The sequence below is a fragment of the Trichocoleus sp. AS-A1 genome (genome assembly GCF_039962015.1).
Taxonomy (GTDB): domain Bacteria; phylum Cyanobacteriota; class Cyanobacteriia; order Cyanobacteriales; family FACHB-T130; genus FACHB-T130.
The window spans coordinates 115322-139661 of sequence record NZ_JAMPKG010000013.1 but is presented as its reverse complement, the minus strand read 5'-3'; the positions used below and the strand labels follow the sequence as shown (position 1 = coordinate 139661).

General features: G+C 47.9%; 19 protein-coding genes. 12 read left to right on the top strand and 7 right to left on the bottom strand.

The window, feature by feature from the left end; genetic code table 11:
• The first annotated feature begins 95 nt into the window (after positions 1-95).
• Together NC994_RS12535 and NC994_RS12530 are read left to right on the top strand one after the other, a co-directional pair.
• Positions 96-1703, top strand: a complete 1608-nt coding sequence (locus tag NC994_RS12535) for a peptide ligase PGM1-related protein (protein WP_190433462.1) — start codon at positions 96-98, stop codon at positions 1701-1703.
• Positions 1704-2017: 314 nt separating this feature from the next.
• Positions 2018-2641 carry a hypothetical protein gene (locus NC994_RS12530; protein ID WP_190433422.1) on the top strand — a complete coding sequence of 208 codons (624 nt, stop codon included), beginning with the start codon at positions 2018-2020 and terminating at the stop codon, positions 2639-2641.
• 310 nt (positions 2642-2951) lie between these two features.
• Here the strand turns inward: NC994_RS12530 and NC994_RS12525 are convergent, their stop codons facing one another.
• Both NC994_RS12525 and NC994_RS12520 read right to left on the bottom strand, forming a co-directional pair.
• Entirely contained in the window at positions 2952-3872 is a 921-nt protein-coding gene (locus NC994_RS12525; protein ID WP_190433460.1) for a histone deacetylase, read from the bottom strand.
• Between the two features lie 75 nt (positions 3873-3947).
• Positions 3948-4163 carry a hypothetical protein gene (locus NC994_RS12520; RefSeq protein ID WP_190433420.1) on the bottom strand — a complete coding sequence of 72 codons (216 nt, stop codon included), beginning with the start codon at positions 4161-4163 and terminating at the stop codon, positions 3948-3950.
• 324 nt (positions 4164-4487) lie between these two features.
• Between NC994_RS12520 and NC994_RS12515 the strand changes: the two genes are divergently transcribed.
• From NC994_RS12515 to lnt, 4 genes are all read left to right on the top strand, one after another.
• Positions 4488-5159 carry a hypothetical protein gene (locus tag NC994_RS12515; RefSeq protein ID WP_190433418.1) on the top strand — a complete coding sequence of 224 codons (672 nt, stop codon included), beginning with the start codon at positions 4488-4490 and terminating at the stop codon, positions 5157-5159.
• Positions 5160-5421: 262 nt separating this feature from the next.
• Positions 5422-6720 (top strand): chloride channel protein, encoded by a 1299-nt coding sequence (locus NC994_RS12510; protein WP_347276933.1) that lies wholly within the window; start codon positions 5422-5424, stop codon positions 6718-6720.
• A gap of 242 nt (positions 6721-6962) precedes the next feature.
• Positions 6963-9545, top strand: a complete 2583-nt coding sequence (gene gyrA / locus NC994_RS12505) for a DNA gyrase subunit A (RefSeq protein WP_190433416.1) — start codon at positions 6963-6965, stop codon at positions 9543-9545.
• Between the two features lie 23 nt (positions 9546-9568).
• On the top strand, positions 9569-11245 hold the full coding sequence (gene lnt / locus NC994_RS12500; protein ID WP_190433414.1) for an apolipoprotein N-acyltransferase: 1677 nt from the start codon (positions 9569-9571) through the stop codon (positions 11243-11245).
• 213 nt (positions 11246-11458) lie between these two features.
• Here lnt and NC994_RS12495 read toward each other — a convergent pair whose 3' ends face one another.
• Positions 11459-12274 carry a DUF4142 domain-containing protein gene (locus tag NC994_RS12495; protein WP_242032506.1) on the bottom strand — a complete coding sequence of 272 codons (816 nt, stop codon included), beginning with the start codon at positions 12272-12274 and terminating at the stop codon, positions 11459-11461.
• Positions 12275-13058: 784 nt separating this feature from the next.
• Between NC994_RS12495 and NC994_RS12490 the strand changes: the two genes are divergently transcribed.
• Entirely contained in the window at positions 13059-15077 is a 2019-nt protein-coding gene (locus NC994_RS12490; protein WP_190433412.1) for an FAD-dependent oxidoreductase, read from the top strand.
• A 53-nt stretch (positions 15078-15130) separates the two neighbouring features.
• Here NC994_RS12490 and NC994_RS12485 read toward each other — a convergent pair whose 3' ends face one another.
• Positions 15131-16144: a hypothetical protein gene (locus tag NC994_RS12485; protein WP_190414458.1), complete on the bottom strand. Its 1014-nt coding sequence runs from the start codon at positions 16142-16144 to the stop codon at positions 15131-15133.
• A 150-nt stretch (positions 16145-16294) separates the two neighbouring features.
• On the opposite strand from NC994_RS12485, the gene NC994_RS12480 reads away from it, so the two are divergent.
• Both NC994_RS12480 and clpS read left to right on the top strand, forming a co-directional pair.
• Positions 16295-16861, top strand: coding sequence for a hypothetical protein (locus NC994_RS12480; protein ID WP_190433410.1), 567 nt, complete (start codon positions 16295-16297; stop codon positions 16859-16861).
• Between the two features lie 176 nt (positions 16862-17037).
• Positions 17038-17400, top strand: coding sequence for an ATP-dependent Clp protease adapter ClpS (gene clpS, locus NC994_RS12475; RefSeq protein ID WP_190414456.1), 363 nt, complete (start codon positions 17038-17040; stop codon positions 17398-17400).
• A 71-nt stretch (positions 17401-17471) separates the two neighbouring features.
• Here the strand turns inward: clpS and NC994_RS12470 are convergent, their stop codons facing one another.
• Positions 17472-18749: an acetylornithine/succinylornithine family transaminase gene (locus tag NC994_RS12470; RefSeq protein ID WP_190433407.1), complete on the bottom strand. Its 1278-nt coding sequence runs from the start codon at positions 18747-18749 to the stop codon at positions 17472-17474.
• Between the two features lie 282 nt (positions 18750-19031).
• Here NC994_RS12470 and NC994_RS12465 point away from each other — a divergent pair, with 282 nt between their 5' ends.
• Positions 19032-20672 carry a sodium:proton antiporter gene (locus NC994_RS12465; protein WP_190414489.1) on the top strand — a complete coding sequence of 547 codons (1641 nt, stop codon included), beginning with the start codon at positions 19032-19034 and terminating at the stop codon, positions 20670-20672.
• On the opposite strand, the gene NC994_RS12460 is transcribed toward NC994_RS12465, so the two are convergent.
• Complete coding sequence (locus NC994_RS12460; RefSeq protein WP_190414454.1) at positions 20669-21346, bottom strand: TrkA family potassium uptake protein; 678 nt, start codon at positions 21344-21346, stop codon at positions 20669-20671. The genes NC994_RS12465 and NC994_RS12460 overlap by 4 nt on opposite strands.
• Before the next feature lie 101 nt (positions 21347-21447).
• Between NC994_RS12460 and NC994_RS12455 the strand changes: the two genes are divergently transcribed.
• Complete coding sequence (locus NC994_RS12455) at positions 21448-22536, top strand: NAD-binding protein (RefSeq protein WP_190414453.1); 1089 nt, start codon at positions 21448-21450, stop codon at positions 22534-22536.
• A gap of 34 nt (positions 22537-22570) precedes the next feature.
• Here NC994_RS12455 and NC994_RS12450 read toward each other — a convergent pair whose 3' ends face one another.
• Positions 22571-22777: a glycogen debranching protein gene (locus NC994_RS12450; RefSeq protein WP_190414452.1), complete on the bottom strand. Its 207-nt coding sequence runs from the start codon at positions 22775-22777 to the stop codon at positions 22571-22573.
• A gap of 557 nt (positions 22778-23334) precedes the next feature.
• Between NC994_RS12450 and NC994_RS12445 the strand changes: the two genes are divergently transcribed.
• Positions 23335-24330, top strand: a complete 996-nt coding sequence (locus NC994_RS12445) for an ABC transporter substrate-binding protein (protein WP_190433404.1) — start codon at positions 23335-23337, stop codon at positions 24328-24330.
• Positions 24331-24340: the final 10 nt, after the last annotated feature.

The window sequence follows — 24340 nt, the reverse complement described above, 5'->3', positions numbered from 1 at the left end:
ATTACAGTTTTGTGTCGCAAAGCCCATATTTTCCCCCTTATCTGGGTAAAATCGCTGATAGGGGCAGCGTTGAGAGCAAGGCGGGGTCTATGGTAATGCAAGGTGTAGAGAATTCCTCTAAGCAGGCGGAACAGTTTCGACTGCTTCAAGCCCAACTGCGCGATCGCTGGCAGGGAGTCGATTTGTTCGACAGCGATGACTACGATATTTTAGTGATTCCTTCGGTCAGCCTCGATCAGCGGGAACTGCTCAAAATTCAGGGCTTTCTCAATTATGAAGAGCGGCTGCTCTTTTCTTTAATTCGCCTGCGACACCCGCGCACGCGGCTGATTTATGTAACTTCACAGCCGTTACCGCCGATTGTGATTGATTACTACTTGCAACTGTTGCCGGGAATTCCGTTTTCTCATGCACGCGATCGCTTGCTACTATTTTCCACCTACGATTCCTCTGCCAAACCTTTGACTCAAAAGATATTAGAGCGCCCTCGCTTGATGGAGCGGATGCGGCAAGCCTTGCGCCCCGAAAAATCTTACATGATCTGTTACAATTCCACACTCCTAGAGCGAGATTTGGCAGTACAGATGGGCATTCCCCTTCTGGCGCTCGATCCTGATTTACTCACCTGGGGCACCAAAAGCGGCAGCCGGAAAATCTTTGCCGAGTGTGGGGTTCCTCATCCCGATGGCAGCGACAGTGTCTGGAATGCAGAAGACTTGGGTGTAGCCGCAGCCGAATTATGGGAACGCCAACCGCAGTTAAAGCGGATGGTTGTCAAACTCAATGAAGGATTTTCCGGCGAGGGGAATGCGCTACTGGATCTCAGACCGATCAAAAATGTAGCACCCGGAGAAGCCTCCCATGCCGAAAGGGTTGCCGCTATCAGCGATCGCTTTTCTTCCTTGAGCTTTCAAGCCAAGGCAGAAACTTGGGAAAATTTTTCCAGCCGTATCCCAGAGTTAGGGGCAATTGTAGAAGCTTTTATTGAAGGAGAGCATAAGCGATCGCCTAGCGTTCAAGGTCGCATTGACCCCAATGGAGAGGTAGAAATTCTCTCCACCCACGACCAAATTCTGGGTGGCCCAGATGGTCAGATTTATCTCGGTTGCAACTTCCCCGCCGATGAAGCTTACCGCCTGCGCTTGCAGGACTTAGGATTGCGTGTGGGGCGAAACCTGGCAAAAAAAGGAGCTTTAGAACGCTTTGGGGTGGACTTTATCGCCTGTCATCACCCCGAAAAATCTGGCGAGCAGTGGGACATCCAAGCGATTGAAATCAATTTGCGGAAGGGCGGGACGACCCACCCGTTTATGACCCTCAAGTTTTTAACTAACGGTCGCTATGACAGTTCCACGGGTTTGTTCTACAGCCAACAAGGTCGCCCAAAATACTATGTTGCTACCGACAACCTCCAAAAAGAACGTTATGTAGGGCTGTTGCCGAATGATTTGATGGATATTATTGCCCACCAACGGCTGCACTTTGATACCAGTACAGAAACCGGAACTGTATTCCATCTCATGGGTTGTCTTTCCGAGTTCGGCAAGCTGGGATTAACCAGTATTGGTGATTCTCTGCAACAGGCAGAAGAAATTTACAACAAAGTTGTGAAAGTCTTAGACGAAGAAACGAAAACTCGCCCTAGTGCTTCTTCCTCGGCATCCTATCCCAGTCCTCCGATTGCTTGGAGTGGAAAGAGTTAAGGAGTTTGGAGCTAGCGCAACGCTTGACTGACTCAGATAAAAGTGATGTTAAGCGTTGCAGTGCAAAGCAGCGATCGCTCCTAGTAGCTGAAAATTATAGAACACGAATCTCATATATCAAAAGAAGCAAAACGAAGCAAGCGTTTAATTTGTGTGAAGTTGTTTTAAAGAAGCAGCTTAAGAGACAAAACGCACGTTTACAGTTTGTCTCACATCGCCCTACTGGGCGATACAAGTGGAGGATGTAGTTGAGCGATTCATGACAGTTTAATAGTAAACGTAATGACAAACGTGAATCGCTCAGGGAGAATTGAATGACATCTAACATCATACAGAAATTAGCGTTAGCTGCTACTAGCACGTTTCCGATTGCAGCCACTATTGCTACTGCTACTGTTCTTAGTTTGTCTAATCCTTCTAAAGCTGCCAGTTTTTATAACTTTAGCTTTGCTGGAAATGATGAGTATACGATTTTAGGTTCTTTTAGTTATGATGACACCCTTTACTCAGGAACAATCGGCAAAAATCAATTAAATTCTTTTAAGATTTCATTTTTAAAACAGGGGAAAGTCGAACAACAGTATTCAACTTTATCATCTTTATTTAAATTTGAATTTGATACAGTTTCTAAGTCCGTTAAGAATATGCACGCTGGAGCTTTTTACCTATACGATATGCCACCTACTCTTCCTAACGGCTCCCTTACATTTGAAACTTATAAAGACAACGAAACCGGGTGTGATGCTCTAGTTTGGGAAAAAACTACAGACACACAGTCCCAGGCTGTCGGCAAGTGTGATTCTGACTCCGAGGTGGTCGTCACTCCCCCAGACCCAGATACGCAAACCGTCCCGGAACCTGCATCTACGATGAGTCTGATCGTAGTGGGTGCTTTTGGTACTGTTTTCCAGTTGAAGCGTACCAAGAAAGTTGCGTAATTTGTATCAGTTTCCCTGCGGCTAAATTAGTCAGTTCAGGCGGGTAATGGTAAGATAATTTGCGATTACCCACCTCGACAATAGAAGTTTTGCTAGTGGGAAACAGCCTGGAGAGTAATCGCGATCGCTCCTAGGGGTTGAAAATTATTTAACACTAATCTTACATAAATGGCGTCCATTTAGGAGCAATAGGCTGAAAAAAAGAATAGGTAAAGACCCTGAGTTTAAACTACTTAAACGATTAGTTACTCAGTCCTCACCCTTCAGTCCTCCGTCCTATTTTAAGCGGCAAAAACTGAGCGCCAAAAGCCTATACTAAACATCGCTCAATCGTCGATAGAACAGATTTCGCTAATGATGAGAGGTCATAACCGCCCTCAAGACCAAAAACAATGCGACGAGTTACTTGCAGACAATAATCGGTAAATAACCCATAATCTTGCGGTTGCAGGTTAATACTAGCTAATGGGTCATCTGCATTCGCGTCATAACCAGCACTGACTATCAGCAAATCTGGCTGAAAATTGGTTAAAAAGGGTACAATCTTCTGCTCAAAAAGCGGTTGGTATTCAGTGATTGTGCTGCCTGGAAACATGGGGAAATTCAGCACATTGTTGTGGATACCGCGTTCGGAAGCTTGTCCGGTGCCGGGATAGCAAGGAGATTGGTGCAAGGAACAGTAGGCAATTTGGGGGTGGGTTTCTACAATATTTTGCGTGCCGTTGCCGTGATGAACATCCCAGTCGAGGATAGCAACGCGATTGATGCTGGGTTGTTCGAGGGCGTAGTAGGCTGCGATCGCTGCATTGGAAAATAAGCAAAACCCCATGCCATAATTGCGTTCTGCATGGTGTCCGGGAGGACGTGCCAGCACAAAAGCTGGGTTATTAGTGGCAAGGACGCAATCTACCCCATCCAGCCACGCGCTGGCTGCAAGCATTGCCACCTCGTAACTCCGAGGAGAAACAAGGGTATCGCCACCATCCAAATATCCGCCACCTTTTTGGGCAATCTGTCGGACTTTCTCAATGTGTTGTTGAGTGTGGACTTGTTGTAAAATCGGCGCGATCGCTCGGTTCTCTACCGGCGTTGGCAGCTGCCATTCAATTTGATCTGCCCAAGGCGCAGCTTTTAAAGCGTTCACAATTGCCGTCAGGCGTGCGGGTCGTTCTGGGTGGGATCGACCCGTGTCGTGATCGAGAAACTCATCTGAGTAGATTACAGGCAGCATAGTCCGAGAAAGGTTGGCAACACCAGGATCAATCATAGGCAGCATCAATGCTTTCTGGCATTATCTGCACCTTGCTTAATCCCGTTTCAAATCATCCCTCAAATCTTCACCTTCGTTGTACATTTGAGGTGCCACCGCCGGGTTATTCTTCAGTTCACCTAGCTCTACATTCAACAGAGTTTCGTTGATTGACGGAGGCTGTTTGATCTTAGCGATCGCTGCCTCCACTTCTGGTTCTAGTGTTTCGTCTGATTGATTCGTGTTTTCTTCTTTAGGTTCTTCAGCACTCATACGTACTTGCCCAAACAGGTTTAGCTTACGTGACTCAGCTTAATCTTGTCTGCGGCGAGACATACACTGTCTTGAGGCTTAAATTGCTAAATGCTAATTGTTCAAGAGGACAAAACCCTATCGCACAGTGACTCCGAGCTTTTGTCAGCCTACCAGACTGGTTTTGGGCAGGAGCGATCGCTTCTAGGCTGTCTATCTCCTATATCCCATAACTTGTAGAGATCCTGGCTATTCCAGGCATCGCCTGTGTTTGGGCGCAACAGAACCTTGATAAATTTGAGGTTATCTGCTGCATTTAAATCTTACTCACCAGCATCCCTGAATATGGCATTTGAACTCGATCATCTGTTTATTTGTACTGATATTGACGCTCCTGAAGCCGATGGTTTAATAGCCTTTGGCTTAACTGAAGGGACGCCCAACCTTCATCCGGGGCAGGGTACAGCCAATCGTCGCTTCTTCTTCCATAACGTCATGTTGGAATTGCTGTGGGTACACAACTCACAAGAGGCACAATCTACCCCTATTTCTGGGATACATATATGGGAACGATGGGTAGACCGAAAGCGGGGTGCTTGCCCATTTGGGTTTTGTTTGCGATCGACATCCCATCCGGTCAGCAGTCTTCCCTTCTCAACCTGGGAGTATCATCCACCATATCTACCAGAGTTGTTGAGTATTCCTATGGGGAGGAACTCCAATGTAATAACTGAGCCGATGCTCTTCTATCTGTCCTTTGGTGAAAGACCAGACAATTTTGAGATTAACAAAAGTCAACCTTTGAAACATACTTCGGGTTTGTGCGAGGTTACTCGCGTGAAATTCGTGAGTCCTTATGCAGACAAACCCTCTACAGAACTCAAAGCGATCGCTGATGCTAACTTGGTGGATTTAAGCCTTGGAGAGGAGTATCTTCTCGAACTTGGCTTTGATCGGGAGTTGCAGCAACAGCAAGCAGATTTCCGCCCTGCGCTACCGCTTGTCTGTCGCTGGTAGGACTGCACCGCTATTTATATTTCGCTCCCGATCGGGATTCAGAAAGAAGCGCCCCCAAGACCACATATAAAAAGAATACTGCACCTGGCGTTGCTAAGTAGATTCCACTCGAATGGGAATCGCTGTAACTGAATGCATAATCAACATAAGTATTTTGTAAGCTCTGATTCAATTTATTATTAAAAATAGATAAGTTTCATGCCAATTTGTAGAGTTAAGACAAAGAAACTACTTATTTGCTAGCAATAGGGAGGAAATAGCAGTGTCACCAGAAAAGCCCAACCCCCCAGAGCGCACTCAACGCTGGAGGTTTCTTCAACTTTTTGGCTTGGCAAAGCGAAATCCTCTGATGATTTCACGCTGGGTCTTACGCTGGACGGTTCTCGGTACTGCTTGTGGCTTATTCGCTGGGTTGTACTGGAACGTTCTGGAGTTCTTGATTCACATCCTCAACCGGGTTGAAGGGCCGACTCTACTGCTGGTGATGCCACTTGCCGGGTTGCTAATCGGCTTGGTGATTTATTTTCTAGGGAATCCCGGTGAAATTGCCGTACTTGTTGATAATATCCACTTTCGCGGCGGACGCCTGGATGCGACCAAAAATCCCTCGATGATTCTGGGGTCCCTATTGAGCATCTCGGCTGGGGGCAGTGCTGGCCCAGAAGCACCGCTGGTACAAGTCACTGGCTCCTTGGGAACTTGGGTCGCTGACCGCTTGAATTTGCAGGGGGAAGACCTGCGATCGATGAGTTTAGCGGCGATGGCGGCGGGCTTCACTGCTTTATTTGGCGCACCTCTGGGCGGTGCCATGTTCGCCTTAGAGATTTTGCACCATCAACACGTTTTGGAGTATTACGAAGCAATCCTGCCAGCGATTGTGGCGAGTTGCGCGAGTTATCTAGTTTTTGCGGCAATTACCAAACTGGGGATTGCCCCAACTTGGCATTTTCCCCAGTACACCCTCGACAACATTGATGATTTTGCGATGGCGATCCTGTACGGAGTGATTGGAGCCATAGCCGGATGGCTGTTCATGAGCATTTTTCGAGGATGCGATCGCCTTTTGGCTCGAATTCCCGGCCCGATTTATGTGCGGACGACTTTTGCGGGGTTAGGATTGGGCCTTTTGGCGACTCTTTTCCCCCTCACCCGTTATTTTGGACACGAAGAGTTAGCAGAAGTCCTCGATCGAGATTTTTCAATGACTTTCTTATTAACCCTAGCGATTGCCAAAATGGTGGCGATCTCGATCACGGTTACAGGGGGTTGGCGGGGTGGGTTTATCATCCCGATTTTTTTCACGGGTGCTTGTATCGGCAAAGCGATCGCCCTGTTGATTCCGGGACTGAATCCTGCCCTTGCCATGATTTGCGTTATGGCGGCTTTTAATGCATCGGTAACGCGGACGCCCGTAAGTACAACTTTACTGTTGACGAAACTAACGAACATCAGTCCGTTAACGCCTGTCTTGTTTGCCAGTTTGATTGGCTTTTTTCTGGCTCCCAAAGCACCTCTGATTACGGCTCAACTCAAAACGCAGCAAGAAGCGATCGCAGAGTAACCACAGTCCGTTAAAAGATTGCTAATTGAAGATTGTTCGTGACTCGTGGCAAAACGCATTATTAACCACGAACGATTCGCCATTCTTCCATCAGCAATTAAGCCTTAAATAATGACTGATAAAGACCAAAATGTGATAGAATTTTAATAGAATTTGTCATTATTTGGAATTAAGGCGGAACTTATTGCAAGCCTTTGCATATTATCTGCCATTTTTCTATACTTTTGGAGCTTTTTCACAGTATGACCACTTCCCCGGAGCGGATTATCCCCACGGATTTAGGGAGCGAGATGTCCCGGTCTTACCTGGAATACGCGATGAGCGTAATTGTTGGTAGGGCACTCCCAGACGCTAGGGATGGTCTGAAACCTGTACACCGGCGGATTCTCTACGCCATGAATGAGCTGGGTCTTACCCACGATCGACCTTTCCGCAAATGTGCCCGTGTGGTGGGGGAAGTGCTGGGTAAATACCATCCTCACGGTGATACAGCGGTATACGACGCCCTAGTGCGGATGGCGCAGGATTTTTCCATGCGCGACCCGCTGATTAACGGACACGGCAACTTCGGCTCGGTGGACAACGATCCACCAGCGGCAATGCGATACACCGAATGCCGCTTGCAAGCCCTCACAGGGGTTGCCCTCCTCCAGGATATTGAAGCGGAAACAGTAGATTTTGGGGATAACTTCGATGGTTCCCAGCAAGAACCGCTGGTATTACCCGCACGCATTCCCCAGATGTTGCTCAATGGTTCTTCCGGGATTGCCGTGGGAATGGCAACGAACATTCCCCCGCATAATCTGGGAGAGTTAATCTCTGGATTGATCGCCTTGATCCACAATCCAGAAATTACTGACCTGGAGTTGATGCAGTATATTCCTGGCCCAGACTTTCCTACAGGCGGACAAATTCTGGGAGTTTCTGGGATTAAGGAAGCTTATACGACTGGACGCGGCTCGATTACAATGCGGGGCGTTGCCCAGATAGAAACCATTGAACATCGGGGGCGTCCTGACCGGGAAGCAATCATTATCACTCAGTTGCCTTACCAAACGAATAAGGCGGCGCTGATTGAGAAAATTGCCGAAATGGTGAATGAGAAGCGGTTAGAGGGAATTGCCGATATTCGGGATGAAAGCGATCGCGATGGCATGCGGATTGTCGTAGAACTCCGGCGAGACGCTTATCCCCGCGTTGTCTTGAATAACCTCTACAAGCAAACGCCCATCCAAGCAAACTTTGGGGCGAATATGCTGGCGCTGGTAAATGGGGAACCCCAGTTACTCAGTCTCAAGAAATTCCTAACCGTTTTCCTAGATTTCCGGATTGAGTGCATCACCCGTCGCACCCGCTACGAATTGCGGAAAGCAGAAGAGCGAGACCATATGCTGCAAGGGCTGCTGATTGCCCTGTTGCACCTGGATGCGATGATTGAGCTAATCCGCAGAGCCGCCGACACCCCAACCGCCAAAGCGGAAATGATGGAGACTTACGGGTTGTCTGAGTCGCAAGCGGATGCGATTTTGCAGATGCAGTTGCGACGACTGACAGCACTGGAAGCAGAAAAAATTCGCTTAGAACACGAAGAGTTACAAGCGCAAATTGCCGATTTGCAGGATATTTTGGCGAACAAAAGTCGCATCCTGGAAATCATTGAAAATGAAGTGTCGCAAATCAAAACCACCTTCGCAACACCGCGACGAACCACCATCGAACACGCGGAAGGTGAGATTGATGACACCGATTTAATTGCCAACGAAAAAGCCTTAATTCTGCTAACAGAGCAGGGTTATATCAAACGGATGCCAGTCAACACTTTCGAGGCGCAAAGCCGCAATACGAGAGGGAAGAAAGGCACTGGCATGAAAGAGGATGATGGCGTTGAGCATTTCCTCACCTGCTGCGACCACGATAGCGTTCTATTTTTTAGCGATCGCGGTGTCGTTTACTGCCTCAAGGCGTACCAAATCCCAGCTTCGTCTCGCACGGCGCGGGGTATCCCGATTGTGCAAATGCTGCCCATCCCGCGAGACGAAAAAATCACCTCCATCGTGCCGGTTACAGAGTTTACCAGCGATGAATATCTGGTGATGCTGACCAAGGGTGGTTACATCAAAAAGACAGAACTGTCTGCTTTCGGCAATATTCGGGCAAATGGCTTGATTGCGATTTCCCTGGAAGAAGGCGACCAGTTGCGGTGGGTGCGAAGAGCGAGAGCCGATGATAGCATCATCATCGGATCGCGACAAGGAATGGCAATTCACTTTAGAACCAATCACGAGCAACTGCGTCCCCTCGGTCGCGCCACGCGAGGCGTCCGGGCAATGGCTCTCCGCAATGCGGATGAACTGATTAGCATGGATATCTTGCCAAGTCAAGTGGTTGCGAAGATCGTCGAGAGTGAGGAGTCGGAAGCATCGGAAGCATTGGAAGCAACCAGTGAAGACGCCCCTATCACCAATGGTCAAGGGCCGTGGGTGTTGGCGATTACAATGGGTGGATACGGTAAGCGAATCCCGGTTTCCCAATTCCGCCTGCAAAATCGCGCCGGGATGGGGTTAGTCGCCACAAAGTTTCGGAAGCCGAAGGATCGACTCGCTGCATTGCGGGTGATCAATGAAGGCGATGAGCTAATGATGGTGACGAACCGAGGCATTATCATCCGTCAAGCAACCGATGCGATTTCCCTGCAATCCCGGATGGCAACTGGAGTCCGGGTGCAACGCCTGGATGAAGATGATGCGATCGCTGCTGTTGCATTAGTACCCCCCTCGACTGACTCGACTGACTCGACTGATGATGAGGAAGAAGTAGAGAATTAAAAATTAAAAATGCAAAATTAAAAATGAAGAAACTACCTTTTTTAATTTTTAATTCTGCATTTTTAATTTCTCTGGTAGGTGGCATCTTGATGGGGGTGACAACAGCTCCTATCCAAGCATGGCCCCTAGCTTGGATTGCCTTAGCCCCTCTGTGGATTTTAATCGTTAAAAAGGGAGAATTGAAGCTTAAAAAAGGAGGAGAAACTTCTTCATTTTTTAGTTTTAATTCTCCCTTTTTAATTGGTTTGGCGTGGGGGATTGGCTATCACGGCGTTGCTTTATCTTGGATTACCGGGATTCACCCGATGACATGGTTGGGGGTTCCCTGGCTGGCAAGTTTAGCGATCGCATTCTTCTGTTGGACTTTCATCACCCTTTGGGGAGCCGGATTAGTTGCAATTTGGGCGGCTGTTCTGGCTTTCCTCTGCAAGCCAGCAAGCAAAACATCTTCATCCTTGCTTCGTCTTTTGATTGGCATTGTTTTGTGGTGCGGACTTGAAAGCCTTTGGGGTTCTGGATCGCTATGGTGGACTTCCCTTTCTTATACCCAAAGTCCTCACAATCTAGCCATTTTACACCTTGGTCAAATCTCTGGCCCTAATACAGTAACCGCAGCAATTGTAGCTGTTAATGGCTTAATTGCCGAAGCATGGATTAACCGCAAACAACACATAAGATATAAAGAAGAAATAGATTCTTCCAGTATTTCCTCTGCGCCTAAAGCGGGAACACGGTTCGTTCTTCATCCAGGTTATTTAAGCATTGCGACTGGGTTATTAGTAGCGTTACATCTAATCGGATTTGGGCTGTATAGCCGTCCCTTGATTCAACCTCCCCAAACTGCATTAAAAGTAGGAATTATTCAAGGAAATATTCCCAATAAACTCAAATTCGATCCGATTGGCTGGCGTCGTGCAATCGAAGGCTATACCAGCGGCTACAAAACTTTAGCGGACGAGGGAGTTGATGCTGTTTTAATACCAGAAACAGCATTACCCGTCCAATGGACGCAACCCAGTTGGATTCGAGATTCTTTTTTACAAGCAATTTTGGATAAAGGTGTAGTTGCTTGGGTAGGAACCTTTGGAGAAGCGGGAAATGATTATACAAATAGTCTTTATACGATTATTGGTACTGGTGAAACTTTTAGCCGCTACGACAAAACCAAGCTAGTGCCTTTAGGAGAATTTATTCCCTTTGAAAAAGTTTTAGGGAAATTAATTGACAAACTTTCTCCTCTCGATGCTCACCTAATTCCTGGCAAAACAAATCAAATATTTGATACACCTTTTGGGCGTGCCATTGTAGGAATTTGCTATGATTCTGCCTTTCCCGAACTGTTCCGGCGTCAGGCGGCTGCGGGTGGGCAATTTATTCTTACAGCCTCTAACGATGCCCATTACACCTCATCAATGATGGCTCAACATCACGCTCAAGATTTGATGCGGGCAATTGAAAGCGATCGCTGGGCTGTCCGCGCTACGAATACTGGATTTTCTGGCGTGATAGATCCCCACGGGAGAACTTTGTGGATATCTAAAATGAATACTTACCAGCTACACGTAGCCACAATTTACCGGCGACAAACGCAGACGTTATATGTGCGTTGGGGCGATTGGTTAACACCCCTTTTGTTAGTGTTGGGCGCGATCGCTTGGTTCTTCACTATCTTCTGGCGAGATAATCAGCGTGGAAGATGATGGCAACCCTACCGCTTCCCGTTTATTTTTCGCTTAGCGTAGTCATAAAGAATAGCGATCGCTCCCTCCGTTAAAACCATCTTGGGATGGTAGATTAAATAACCTTGTTTGTAGAGACGCGATTCATCGCGTCTCTACAAACAAGAGCGATCGCACTCTCCCGTAGGAAAATGCGATCGCTCTATAGTATTGCCCGATGTTACTGGTTCAATGTTACTGGTTCATCTGCGTCCCACGGTTCATCTGCATTGGGGTCGTCTGTGTTCCAGGAGTCATCTGTGTCCCAGGAGTTGTCTGCATTCCCCGGTTCATCTGCATATTCGGGGTTGTCTGCGTCCCCTGGTTCATCTGCATCCCCCGGTTCATCTGCGTCCCCCGGTTCATCTGCATCCCAGACATACCAGGCATTCCAGGCATCGCATTGTCTGTCTCAGCCACCTTGGCACCTGTCATCGAAGCAGCCATTTCTAAATGACCCTGCACCCTTGGCAAGATTCTGCCAGCAAACGCTTTCAGATCGGGATCTTGTCCCAGTCCAACTTGACGCTGGTACACTGCGGCACTTTCCAAGTGACCGTTCAGCCCACCCTCCATCATATAGGCTTGGTCGAAGCTCTTTCCAGACAACTGCTGAAGCCGCATCATTGCCGCTTCATACTTTGGCCCCGGAGTGGTTGGAGGCGTGACTCCCTTCTGAGCCGCTAACTGCATCAGCTCTTGGTTCGCCCGTGTATGCTCCTGAATCATCTGCTGCGCGAACTGCTTTACATTCGGGTCGGTTGACTTTTCTAACGCCAGTTGCCCAAGTTGTACTTCTGCCATTCCCCCGTGGGCGGCGTCCATAATAAACTGCCTATCTAGGGCAGTCAACTGGCTGTTCCGTGATGGCGTTGCCTGTCGGTTTGACGGCGTTGCCGGTCGGGTTGATGGCGTTACGGGGCGGGTGGTCTGAGCTACGGCTGAGAAGCCCAGAGACGTAAATAATCCAACTGCTACAAGGGCAGCAGTTGCTGTTGTTCGTTTCATCATGGTTAAATCTCCAGGAAATACTTTTGTTTGCTAGGGCTGACCGTAGGTTCGTTAGCCAAAAAAGAGCTAACAAATTCAGGAAAGTCTTGATGCACTAAATTTTTTTTCTCAACTCAGCGATCATTTACATCTGAGCAGGTATACATCTACTAATACTGCTTAATCTTTCTTCAACTACCTCTCTCTTTAGATATGTTTGCTTACCGAGAGAGCTAATCGTATCAATTCATTCTTTAAAACCCTACTTGCTGCTAAAGATTACTTTGTAGCTTCACTGGAAATTCCAAAAAACATATTACAGCGCCGTGTCTATCAGATGTGATTTCTAGATTGCTCTAAATTGCAACTAAATCCTGATAAATATTTTTTCAGAATAAAAATGCAAGCAATCTATTTTCGTTTGGTTTTATACAGGATAATGAAATTAAAAACTAGGCTAAAGTAAGGGATTTTCAGAACTAAAAACATCTCATTAGGTAGAGGCTTATTCACCGATCCCTTAGGAAATTAGGATTTATTCGCAGCGCTACTGCAATCAAAATCCGAAGCACTACCAATAGCGGGAATTAGCTGCACTGCTAGCTATAGAAAAGTGCAGAGGCTGACTTGAATCGCCATCTAATTCAACAGGGGGATTCGAGTAGAGTAATATTTATCGCCTTTTCGGGATAGGCTAGAGCGATCGCTTGTTCTGACTGCCGCCAGAAAAGCTTGCAATGAACAATTTGAGAGTGGTAGCGTCGGAGAGCTAGCTAGATATACGTAGAAGCTGAAACGTCTAAACATGAAGCGATCGCTCCTTAGCCTGACTCTAGGCTTAACATTGCTAGAATCATTCACTCCAATTGCTTTGGCAGCACCCCCCAGAAACCCAGATCAAACAGTGGAGTGTGAAATCTTGGTCGTTGGAGGGGGACTCTCCGGTGCGGCGACTGCCTACGAAGGCTTATTGGCGGGGCGAACCGTTTGCCTCACCGAAATTACCGACTGGGTAGGAGGACAAATTTCCGCACAGGGAACTTCCGCACTGGATGAACGCCCTACCCAACGGCAAAAGCTGTTATATTCTCGCGGCTACCTGGACTTGCGACAGCGAATCAATCGCAAATATGGAGAACTCAATCCTGGCGATTGTTGGGTTAGTGAATCCTGCTTTCTTCCCCGCGATGCTCACAAACTGCTGTACGACCAATTGCAAGATGCTGCCAAAAGAGGCAGAGGCAAGCTGAAATGGTTTCCCTCGACGGTAATCAAAGAACTGAATATCGACCAAGCGGGCAATTTGATTCAAGGTGCGATCGCTATCCAGCATCGCCCAGCTAAAGGCGCATCTCCTCTCAACACGCTGCCGCTATCGCAAACGATTGAGGATTCTTATCGCTACGAGAACTCGCCTCAGTTTGAAAAAACCATTGTCCGTTTTGTACCCCAGCCAGCGAAAAAGCCAGCACCCGCAGCCCCAAATTGGTACGTGGTTGACGCCTCAGAAACCGGCGAACTGATTGCCCTGGCTGACGTTCCCTACCGGCTAGGTATCGACCCCCGTTCTTACCTGGAACCTTCTTCTTCAAGTGAAACGGGCGATCGCTATTGCACCCAAGGCTTTACCTACACCTTTGCAATGGAGGCAACCCAAAAACCGCAAACCCATACCCCGCCACCGTTCTATTCTCAATATGAACCCTACTACAGCTATGAATTAAAGCGACTGGCGGACTTTGGGCTAGTCTTCACCTACCGACGCATTTGGAGTCCTAAAGCTGGAGAAACAACCAAATTCGGGGGTCTCTCCTATACGGGACCCACTCCCGGCGACATCTCCATGCAGAACTGGACTTGGGGCAACGACTACCGCCCCGGAAACGCCGAAGATAACTTAGTTTACACTCGCGACCAGTTGCAAGCCGCTGGACAGCTACAGCCTGGAGAATGGATGGGAGGATTGCGAACCGAAACCCTCCGCAAAGGCGAGGAAAACGCGCTGGGATATTTTCACTGGCTGGTTGCTGGAACCACCGACTCTCAACTTGGCCCAGGAGTTAAGCAGGCGAAACCCAATAACCGTTACCTGAGTGGGTTAGATTCCCCAATGGGAACGGTGCATGGGTTATCTAAGTATCCTTATATGCGGGAAGGACGGCGAATTATTGGACGCCCCACCTTGGCTTATCCTCAAGGTTTTAGCATTTGGGAAATTGATATTTCTCGCCGTAACTACAAAGACGACTACTACCGTCAAACATTGTCACCAGATACCTATCGGAGACTACAGGCATCGCTTGCAGGACTGGAAGTAGCGTCTGTACTGAGCGGCACCAAGCCGCCGGAACAAGTTATGCGGCGCACTCGTTCCACCATCTATCCCGACGCTGTAGGCATCGGTCACTATGCCATCGACTTCCATCCTTGCATGACCCAAAGCCCCGCAGAAGCTCCAGGAAACACCGAACGGGAAGGTGAACGACGGGGTGCAGGTCAAGCTTATCCGTTCCAAATCCCTCTCAGAGCGATGATTCCCCAAAAAATCAACAATATGCTAGTGGCAGGGAAAAGTATTGCTACCAGTCATATTGCCGCCGCTGCCTATCGAGTGCATTCCTTTGAATGGTCAGCGGGGGCTGCTGCTGGAACGACAGCCGCTTTTGCCTTAGAAAATGCGATCGCGCCTTATCAGCTAGTGGATGAACTGCCACGCGCCGAACCACAACTAGAAGCGCTGAAACGTCGATTGGATAAGAATAACAATCCGACTGTCTTTCCAGACACCTCAATTTTCAACCAGAATTGGGAAGATTGGAAATGATATTTGCGAATCGGGAATGGCTAATTGGAATAGCCATTCCCGATTCGCAATGACTACTTTGCTGGCTTCTCTAGCGACCAAATAGGAAGTTTATTCACCTCTTGGAGGGTTAACTCTACATAAGTCATGTCCTCCGGCTTAGCAACTTCTAGACCAAAATAACCTTCAGGGCCATCGTGAGCGTGGGAGCCACTGCTCCGGGCTGAATAATGCCCTTGCAAACGAGCTTGATTAAATTGGGAACTCACGTTCCACAGCCACCGAGAGGGGAAGACAATACCGCCGAGATCCTCAACCCAGTCTCGACTCCCTCGCAGGTGATAGAAACGAGCCGCCTGAAAGCCCGACCTCCCATTAAAGACCCCACCCACAGAGACGATAGTGATTTTTGTATCTAGCCATTGGTTAAGATAGGGAGCCGCACCCAAGGCAACTTGTACGCCACCACTCGTTCCAACGAGAATGATGTCAAGCGGTTGACCCCCTTTACGGGAAATGGGCTGCCCACTATTCATCCGCTCGATGATGGCATTGGCAATCCCCTGATTATAAATAGAGCCATAGCGAGGATCGGCGGAAATCGCAAATCGCCAGAGATTGCGGATTTTGATCAGCACGCTGGCGATTCCCATCCCACCATTTCGATTCGCAAAGTGCCATACGGGACTTAATAACCGCTGTCCTCCTAGACCCTTGTTCTCTGCTGAGTATGGGAAAACATCTCCTACGGCTACGCAGTTAGGATGACTCTCAACAATCCGGTCTAAAAAGACTTCTTCCCCCGGTGTTAATTCATTGGCAGAAAAATCTCCTACTCCTGTCAAAAACACAATGTAACAATTGATTGGGGAGGATTTGGCATCAGGATTTGAGTCATTGTTGGGTGGCAAGATCGAGCTTTGGTTTTTCTTCAAACCTAAAGTTTCTGCTCCTTGTTCCAGCCACCATACTACAGTTCCGACTGGCGAAGTAATACCCCAGATTATGAGTATAAAGACCGCTAGGAGCAACAGCTTCAAGGTTCCCCCTCGAAGCCATACAAGTATCCGCCAAATCAATCGCAGCATTCAAGAATATCTAGTTGCTTACTGTTACTGTCTTAACGTCAATTAATTTCGGTCAGGAAGTGAATTTTTTTGGTGATTGGCTCCCTGAGGCATCCCTGACGCAGTATCCTATCCAAAGTTGTCATCAATCGTGAGTAGTAAGGATTCAACGTGAGCCGCGAGGAATCAAAAGTAAGCTTGGGCACGACCCTTTGGAATGCACTTGCTTTAGATGGAAATTTTTATGAAAATGCTCGAAATACGCCTAAAACCTATCGAATTGCCCAAACTATTGTGATTTTAGCAGCACTGTCCCATGCTTTGGGTAGTGCTGTTATTTTATTAATTAACCTGGCAACGCTGCCCGTAATGCTGCTGGCGCTTCTGATTGATGGGATGAGCATTGTGGGAGGCTACTATTTCTGGACGCTTACCATTTGGAAGATTGGGGAGTGGCGAAAACCAAATCACGTTACCTATAGGGATTTGATGATTCCGATTGGCTTTGCCTATGCTCCGCAAGTGCTGAATTTCTTAACGCTGATTCCTTTGTTCGGACAACCACTTGAGCGGGTGCTAGCCGTTTGGAGTTTGCTGGCTGTGATTGTAGCAGTCCGCCAAGGGTTAGATATCAGCACTCGCAATTCGGCCTTAATTTGTTTGGTCGGATGGCCTTTGGTACAGCTGGCGGTTGGATTTATACAACGCTTTGAACAATTCCTGGTAGAGGGTTTCTAGGTTTTGTTGACATTTTGCCAAAACTTTGCACCAAATCCCGCTCTGGTTTTGCTTGGTTGTCACAGGAAACGAAGATGATTCTGACTTAACCTGTTACTTTCGGGGATTCAGGATTGTTAAAATAGAGCAAAATACTTGTAAATTAATTTTGTTAAGGTCTTTTCGCAATCTGCCTTATGACTAGGAGACTTTCAGCCGCTGTTGGCGCGATCGCCTCCGGTATAACTTTACCGACCGCCGCTGCACCGATTCAAGCTCCTGTTCAGACTCCTGAACGATCTAGTCAAGTTGTCCGCAAGTTATATCCTAATTACAAAGTGATCGTGTTAGACGATGATTTCAATACGTTTGAACACGTTCACGAGTGTTTGGTGAAGTATATCCCTGACATGACCAGCGATCTCGCTTGGGAACACACCTATCAAATCCACTTTGAAGGTCAAGCGATTGTTTGGGTGGGTCCCCAAGAGCAGGCAGAACTTTACCACGAGCAACTCAGCCGCGCTGGGTTGACAATGGCTCCTCTAGAGGCGGCTTAAAAGAGTTATGAGTTTGAGTTAGCATTCTTAGTTCAAAACTCAACACTCATAACTCAAAACTTTCCGATTTCCTACGCGGTTACGGTTGCCATTGCCCGTTCAACGGCTTGCAGCGCTTGGTTTACCTCTTCAGCAGAGACAATCAGCGGCGGCACAAATCGAATCACTTTGGGACCAGCAGGTACCAACAATAGGCCGTCGGCGATCGCTGCTTTAACGACATCGGCTGAAGTTAAATCAATCTCTGCCTTCAACTCCATCCCGTTGATTAAACCCCAGCCGCGCACCTCGCTAATTTGGTCGGGATATTTAGATGCGATCGCGCTTAATCCCGCTCGTAATTGTTCGCCCCGATCTTGTACATTTTGCAGAATATTGTCCCGTTCTAGGGTCTGACAGACGGTTAACGCAGCCGCACAGGCAAAGGGATTGCCACCATAGGTGCTAGCATGATCTCCCGGCTGAAAAACATCACAATGTTTCTTGCACAAGGTTGCACCGATGGGAATGCCGCCGCCTAATCCCTTAGCAGACGTGAAGATATCCGGCTCAATTCCCAGATTCTCGTATCCCCAGAACTTGCCGCTGCGACCCATACCAACTTGCACTTCATCTAAAATCAGCAAGATGTCGTTGTCATCGCAGATTTTCCGCAATTCTTGGAAGTATTTGACATCGCCGGGACGCACGCCACCTTCACCCTGCAAGGCTTCCAGCATAATTGCGGTGACGCCTTGATCGCCTTCGTCGAGGGTAGCGATCGCATTCTTGATCGCCCCAATATCGTTGTAAGGCACATAGTAAAAACCAGGCATCAACGGGGCAAAATTTTTCTGGTACTTCGGTTGACCTGTAGCGGTAATCGTCGCCAACGTGCGCCCGTGGAAGCTGGCGTGAGCCGTCAAAATAATCGGCTTTTCGATCCCTTTGACCGTGTGGGCATATTTCCGAGCCAGTTTGATTGCCCCTTCGTTTGCCTCAGCACCGGAATTGCAGAAAAACGCCCGATCCGCGCAGGAATGGTCGATCAACCATTTTGCCAATTCCCCTTGCACCGGGATGTAATACAAGTTAGAGACATGGTGCAGCGTCTGGATTTGGCGAGTTACGGTTTCCACCAAAGCTGGGTGAGCGTGTCCGAGGGTACAAGTGGCAATCCCGGCAACAAAGTCCAGATATTCGCGCCCCTCGCTATCCCACAGGCGGCAACCCGCACCCCGTTCTAAAGCTAGGGGATAGCGCCCGTAGGTACTCATCACCGAGGCGTCAAAGCCTTCTGGGTCATACGGAACGGACACGCCTGACTCTGCCGGAATTGAGGAATTTTCAACCAGAGTTTCTAGACTCACTGCTTACTCCTGAAATTTTTTATCCTTATTTGGCAATCTTAAAGGGAATTTTCAAAAAGTTCTGTTTAAAGGGAACTATAAACCCTGAGAAAACAGAAACAGCCTTACTTGCGAAAGGTTAGCTGAGGCGGTTAACATCGTCCACGCGACTCCAGGTTGAGTCTAAGATTGACCGCGAGCATTGCACTTGATCCAATCGGCTCGTCTGACAGGATGATTTTGGGAAAGTTTAAGTTGCGATCGCTCCTCATTTTTGTTTGTCCCAATCAGCTAAATCAGATGATGCATCTTTTGTCCTTAGCAAAACTCCCCGTCTGGTGCTTTCCGCAGCCGTTTGTTCTCGGTAATCTTAACCAAACAAACCAGCAGCCTCAAGCAAACATTGCAGAGTTAGTCCCAATTCTGATTATTCTCCTGCTAATTGCCACAGTTGTTGCCCTGGTGACACAGCGGCTTCGCGTTCCCTATGTCACGGGTTTAGTGTTGGCAGGTTTACCAATCACGGAACTATTTTCTCGCCGGATTGGACTCGATCCTTCCTTAGTATTGAATCTTTTCCTGCCAATTCTCATCTTTGAAGCTGGCATCAATACAGATGTTAGCCGTCTCCGAAGCACGTTTAAACCAATTGCCCTTTTAGCGGGTCCAGGGGCGATACTTTCCTCGGCGATTATTGCCGTTCTGTTGAAATTTGGGCTAGGGCTAGATTGGATACCGGCACTACTAATTGGAGTTATTCTCGCAAACACTGATACGGTTTCCATGATTGCCGTTTTTAAGGAGATACCTGTACCCTCCCGGCTTTCCACGATCGTTGAAGGAGAAACCCTCTTCAACGATGCTGCCGCCCTAGTTTCATTTAACCTGATTCTGACAGTGTATTCGACAGGTTCGCTCACAGTATTAGAAGGAATCCAACAACTATTATTTGTTGCCGTGGGAGGCAGTCTCGTTGGCTTAGTCTTGGGCTATTTAAGCATCCCTGTATTTCTTCGTTTACACGATCCCCTTAGCAGTCTCTTGCTAACCGTTGCAGTTGCATTAGGAACCTTTCAAATCGGGCAATCTTTAGGGGTATCCGGTGCTGTGGCTGTGGTTGTAGCTGGATTAATTTTCGGGAACGTTGGGCTTTCTCGCAGCACGTCTGCTTCCGATCGGATCGCGTTGTTAAGTTTTTGGGACTATGCCAGTTTTGCAGTCAATACCTTTATTTTTCTGCTGATTGGTGTAGAAATAAACCCGGTGACGTTCTGGAGGACTTTGCCAGCGGTTCTGCTTGCCGTTTTGGCTTACCAAATTGCGCGAGTCCTCACTGTCTATCCGCTGTTGGCTGGAGTGCGTTGGTTTGACCGTCCGATTCCATTGCGCTGGCAGCACGTCCTGTTTTTAGGTAATATCAAAGGCTCTCTTTCAATGGCTCTTGCCCTTAGCTTACCTACAACACTACCAGGGCGAGAGCAGTTGATCGCCTTAGTGTTTGGTGCGGTGTTGTTATCTCTCGTAGGGCAGGGCGTAAGTTTACCTTGGTTTGTACGCCGGTTGCAACTCTCTCGCTTCTCAGATTCTCGCCAACAAATTGAGGAATTGCAGGCTCAGTTAATTGCTTCTAAGGCAGCTCAAGATGAATTGGATAGTCTATTGAAAAAAGGGGTTTTGCCAAAAAGTGTTTATGAAGAAATGCGAGCCGTTTATCAGGTGCAAGTTGCCGGGGCAGAAAAAGCGCTGCGGAATCTTTATAATCGTCGTCCGGGACAATTAGTTGAAGGCGATCGCTCAAAACTTGACGCCATTAGACGACGATTACTCTTGGCAGAAAAAGGGGCGCTAAATGAGGCGATCCGGCAGCGAATTCTCTCTGAGGAAATTGTGCAAGGGCGAATAAAAACAATTGATGAACAACTGATGAAACTAGAAGATGATTAGGCACAACCATTAATAAAATCAATGGCTTGATGTAATGACCCTGGCTTCGTCACCATTAATATCGTCGCTCCTGGCTCTAATACTGTACTCCCGTTGGGAATCTCTAAATCCATGTGGGGATGGGATTGATAACCAATAATTAAAGAGCCTGTAGGAAATTGGGGTTCTTGAGCGATTTCAGCAACGGTAAGACCGACAACATAGCACTTTTGGGGAATCGAGAGTTTTAAAACTTCAATTTGACCCTGCTCAAAATGCATCATTGATTCTACTTGCGGATACTCAATCGCATTCACCATTGTAGAAACTCCTAAATCAACAGTACTGATGATATGAGAAGCCCCGACAATGCGTAGGGGTTCGGCAAAATCACGGTGGCGCACTCGACTCACAATATGGGAAACGCCGTAGTGTTTAGCAAGCGTGACCATTGCTAGATTTAAGGCATCATGACGGAGAACGGCTGCGACGGCATCAGCTTTGTGAATCCCGGCTTCTAGCAGCACCTCGGTACTGACCGCACTGCCTTCAAATGCCATTGCGCCGACTTGTTCGCGGACATACCGGCAAGCACTTGGATCGATATCAATTACGGCGACGGTATGCCCCAGGTCTACCAGCCGTTGCGCTAAATCCAACCCAACAAGTCCGGCTCCACCAATGAGTACAAACATAGCTGTCTCTCTAAGAATATTGACTCTGTGCTTCACTTTACAAGTCGAGAGCGGTTATCCTGCGAGGGTATCCTCCACATTTTTTTCTAAAATTGACTTAGGTGACTACAGGCAGTGTAAGCAACGATCGGACAGCACTTGAGCAAAAATATGAACGCCTTCGTCAAGAGTTGATTGGCGGTGCGATCGCACTCTTTGGTGTCGCCCTGCTCGGCACTTTATGGTACAAGCTGGTGGAGGGTTGGTCGTGGTCAGATGCAGCCTATATGACTGTGATCACGCTAGCAACTGTGGGGTATGGAGAAACTAATCCGCTGGGTAATCGCGGTCGCTTGTTTACGATCGCCCTGATTTTAACAGGTGTGGTCAGCATCGGTTACATCGTCAATCGGTTTACAGAAGCCCTGATTCAAGGCTACTTTCAAGAGGGAGGACGACTGAGGCAGCGGCGGCGTTTGGTAGATTCTTTAAACGAACACTATATCCTTTGTGGCTTTGGACGCACCGGGCGTCAGATTGCTAAAGAGTTTAAGGCGGAAGGCATTGCGTTTGTGACCATAGACTCTCAGATGGAGCCGGTAGAGGAGGCGCTACAGTTGGGTTATATCGCGGTGCAAGGCGATGCGACACTGGATGACACGCTTCACAGGGTAGCGATTGAACGGGCGATTTGTCTGGTGGCGGCGCTGCCTTCGGATGCAGAAAATCTCTATACGGTGATTTCGGCGAAAACGCTCAATCCAAACATTCGAGCGATCGCGCGGGCAAGTACAGAAGAAGCGGTGCAAAAAATGCAACGCGCCGGTGCTGATGCCGTGGTTTCCCCCTATATTACTGGCGGCAGGCGCATGGCAGCAGCAGCGCTTAGACCCCAGGTGATGGACTTTGTGGATGGTATCCTCACGGGAACCGATCGCGCTTTTTATATGGAAGAGTTCCTGATCGATCCTCAAAGTTGTCCCGTTGTGAGACAAAGCCTAAGAGAAGCCCGGTTGCGATCGCAATCGGGCGCTTTAGTTCTCGCCATTCGTCGCGCCGATGGCACCCTCATCGGGGGTCCCACGGGAGAAACTCAATTACTGGCGGGAGATTTGCTCATTTGCATGGGTACAGCAGAACAACTGCGAATCCTCAGCCAAATCCTCATTCCCATTAGTTCTGGGAAGCTGCGTCCGCCCAAGCATACCTAACCCAATCAGTTTTTCTACCTAGCGATCGCTTTAATTAATCCAGCTTCAGGGAATTCACTGGCACCTCATCCCAAGAATCAACCGTCCGCAATCTGGCAATCCAACCCGACTCCTTTTGGAAATCGGTTAAATTTTGCTGGTAGGATTCATGACAATCTTGTGCCTGCGCTTCATCACAACAGGCAATACAGGCATGAATCATCCCAGACGGATCGATCTGTTCGTTCACCCAAATGGTCATAGGGCATTCTCCCTGAATTTTAAATCCATAGACTGCTTGCAACTCGACAAAAAACGCTTACCTCTGGGCTGAGATCGCGTACAGCCCTTTGGGCATGAAAACAGCGAAGCGAGGCGTTAGCCTAGCGCTGACTTGTCAGTTCGCGCTGGGAAAGAGCAATCTGTTGATTGGTGCTGATTTAATACTTATACCAAGTTGCGTTGTCACATCCTTCAAATCCAATGGCAACGCCAAGGTGTTTTACATTTGTTGGCTCTCTAGCGCTAAGGAATCGACCCGCTTCGATCCCCACACCCTCCACTAAAGATATAGAACAGATGGTGAAAACCCGAAGAAAATCGGGAATTCTAAGAAGGGTACTGATGCAAACTCTGATTATTGCAGGTCTTCCTTTTGGGCGATCGCTCAACTCCTGAGTTAGCGAGAGAAAAACCAACGGATGACAAGGCTTTGAGCCAATAGAAGCGCCAGAGTTAAGACCGAACGTTCGTAAAGCTGTCGATCGTTCAACGATATAAAGGCAGCATTAACCCAGTTTAGCCACAAAAATAGTTTCTATGAAATCTCGACTTTTGCGCTTGGTGTCTCTTTTTTTGCTCAGTATTGTGCTGATCGCAGCCTGCAATAGCACGACGGTGACTTCCCAAAAAGAAACTCAGCCCCTTACCGTCGGCTACAATTTGTGGCCTGGGTTGTTCCCAATCGCGATCGCTCAAGAAAAAGAATTCTTCACAGCTCAAGGGGTCAAAGTCAAACCCGTCTATGTCCAAAACTTTCTAGAATCGGTGTCTGAATTCAGTGCTGGACAATATGATGGAGTTGCCATCACAGTAAGTAGCTTGATGAGCATCATTGAGAAAAACCCGGATTTACAGATTGCGATGGCAACTGATGAATCGGCTGGTTCTGACTCAATAGTAGTTCGCCCAGAGGTTAAAAGTGTCGCTGACTTGAAAGGCAAGCGCCTCGGAGTCAGGTTAGGTGATGGAGAATTATTTGTCAGCGAAATGCTCCAGAAACATGGTTTGACTAGCGATAATTTGACCCTAGTCAACGTAGAAGGAGAAGCGGTTCCAGCACGTTTTAAGAGCGGGGATATTCAAGCGGGACATACTTGGGAACCGTACTTATCTGAAGTAACCAAATCTGGAGGGCGAGTATTATTCACCAGTAAGGACACACCCGGCTTAATTTCGAGTGTAATCGTGTTTCGCTCCTCAGTAGTACGCGATCGCCCAAAAGACATTCAAGCATTTATTCGCGCCTGGTTTCAAGCGCAAGATTACTGGCAGGCAAATCCCGAAGAAAGTAAAGCACTGATTGCGAAAACGCTCTCCATCAAACCTGAAGAAATTTCCACTGAGGGTGTCAAGTTGTACACCTTAAAAGACAACTTAAAAGCATTTACTCCTGGTTCTACAACCGAGTCGTTGTACCATACCGCCAAATTGTACGCCGACTTCTATATTCGCACCGGAGGATTAAGCACCGCGCCAGATATTCAAAAAATGATTAATCCTTCTTTTGTGCAGATGTCGCAGGCAGGAAATTAACGAGAAAAAA

Excerpts from the sequence above, each read along its gene's own strand:
- NC994_RS12450 (WP_190414452.1), bottom strand. The coding sequence starts at position 22,777 with ATGACCATTTGGGTGAACGAACAGATCGATCCGTCTGGGATGATTCAT.
- NC994_RS12530 (WP_190433422.1), top strand. The coding sequence starts at position 2,018 with ATGACATCTAACATCATACAGAAATTAGCGTTAGCTGCTACTAGCACG.
- gyrA (WP_190433416.1), top strand. The coding sequence starts at position 6,963 with ATGACCACTTCCCCGGAGCGGATTATCCCCACGGATTTAGGGAGCGAG.
- clpS (WP_190414456.1), top strand. The coding sequence starts at position 17,038 with ATGACTAGGAGACTTTCAGCCGCTGTTGGCGCGATCGCCTCCGGTATA.
- NC994_RS12535 (WP_190433462.1), top strand. The coding sequence starts at position 96 with ATGCAAGGTGTAGAGAATTCCTCTAAGCAGGCGGAACAGTTTCGACTG.
- NC994_RS12485 (WP_190414458.1), bottom strand. The coding sequence starts at position 16,144 with ATGCTGCGATTGATTTGGCGGATACTTGTATGGCTTCGAGGGGGAACC.
- lnt (WP_190433414.1), top strand. The coding sequence starts at position 9,569 with ATGAAGAAACTACCTTTTTTAATTTTTAATTCTGCATTTTTAATTTCT.
- NC994_RS12525 (WP_190433460.1), bottom strand. The coding sequence starts at position 3,872 with ATGCTGCCTGTAATCTACTCAGATGAGTTTCTCGATCACGACACGGGT.
- NC994_RS12515 (WP_190433418.1), top strand. The coding sequence starts at position 4,488 with ATGGCATTTGAACTCGATCATCTGTTTATTTGTACTGATATTGACGCT.
- NC994_RS12490 (WP_190433412.1), top strand. The coding sequence starts at position 13,059 with ATGAAGCGATCGCTCCTTAGCCTGACTCTAGGCTTAACATTGCTAGAA.
- NC994_RS12465 (WP_190414489.1), top strand. The coding sequence starts at position 19,032 with ATGCATCTTTTGTCCTTAGCAAAACTCCCCGTCTGGTGCTTTCCGCAG.
- NC994_RS12445 (WP_190433404.1), top strand. The coding sequence starts at position 23,335 with ATGAAATCTCGACTTTTGCGCTTGGTGTCTCTTTTTTTGCTCAGTATT.
- NC994_RS12460 (WP_190414454.1), bottom strand. The coding sequence starts at position 21,346 with ATGTTTGTACTCATTGGTGGAGCCGGACTTGTTGGGTTGGATTTAGCG.
- NC994_RS12495 (WP_242032506.1), bottom strand. The coding sequence starts at position 12,274 with ATGATGAAACGAACAACAGCAACTGCTGCCCTTGTAGCAGTTGGATTA.
- NC994_RS12520 (WP_190433420.1), bottom strand. The coding sequence starts at position 4,163 with ATGAGTGCTGAAGAACCTAAAGAAGAAAACACGAATCAATCAGACGAA.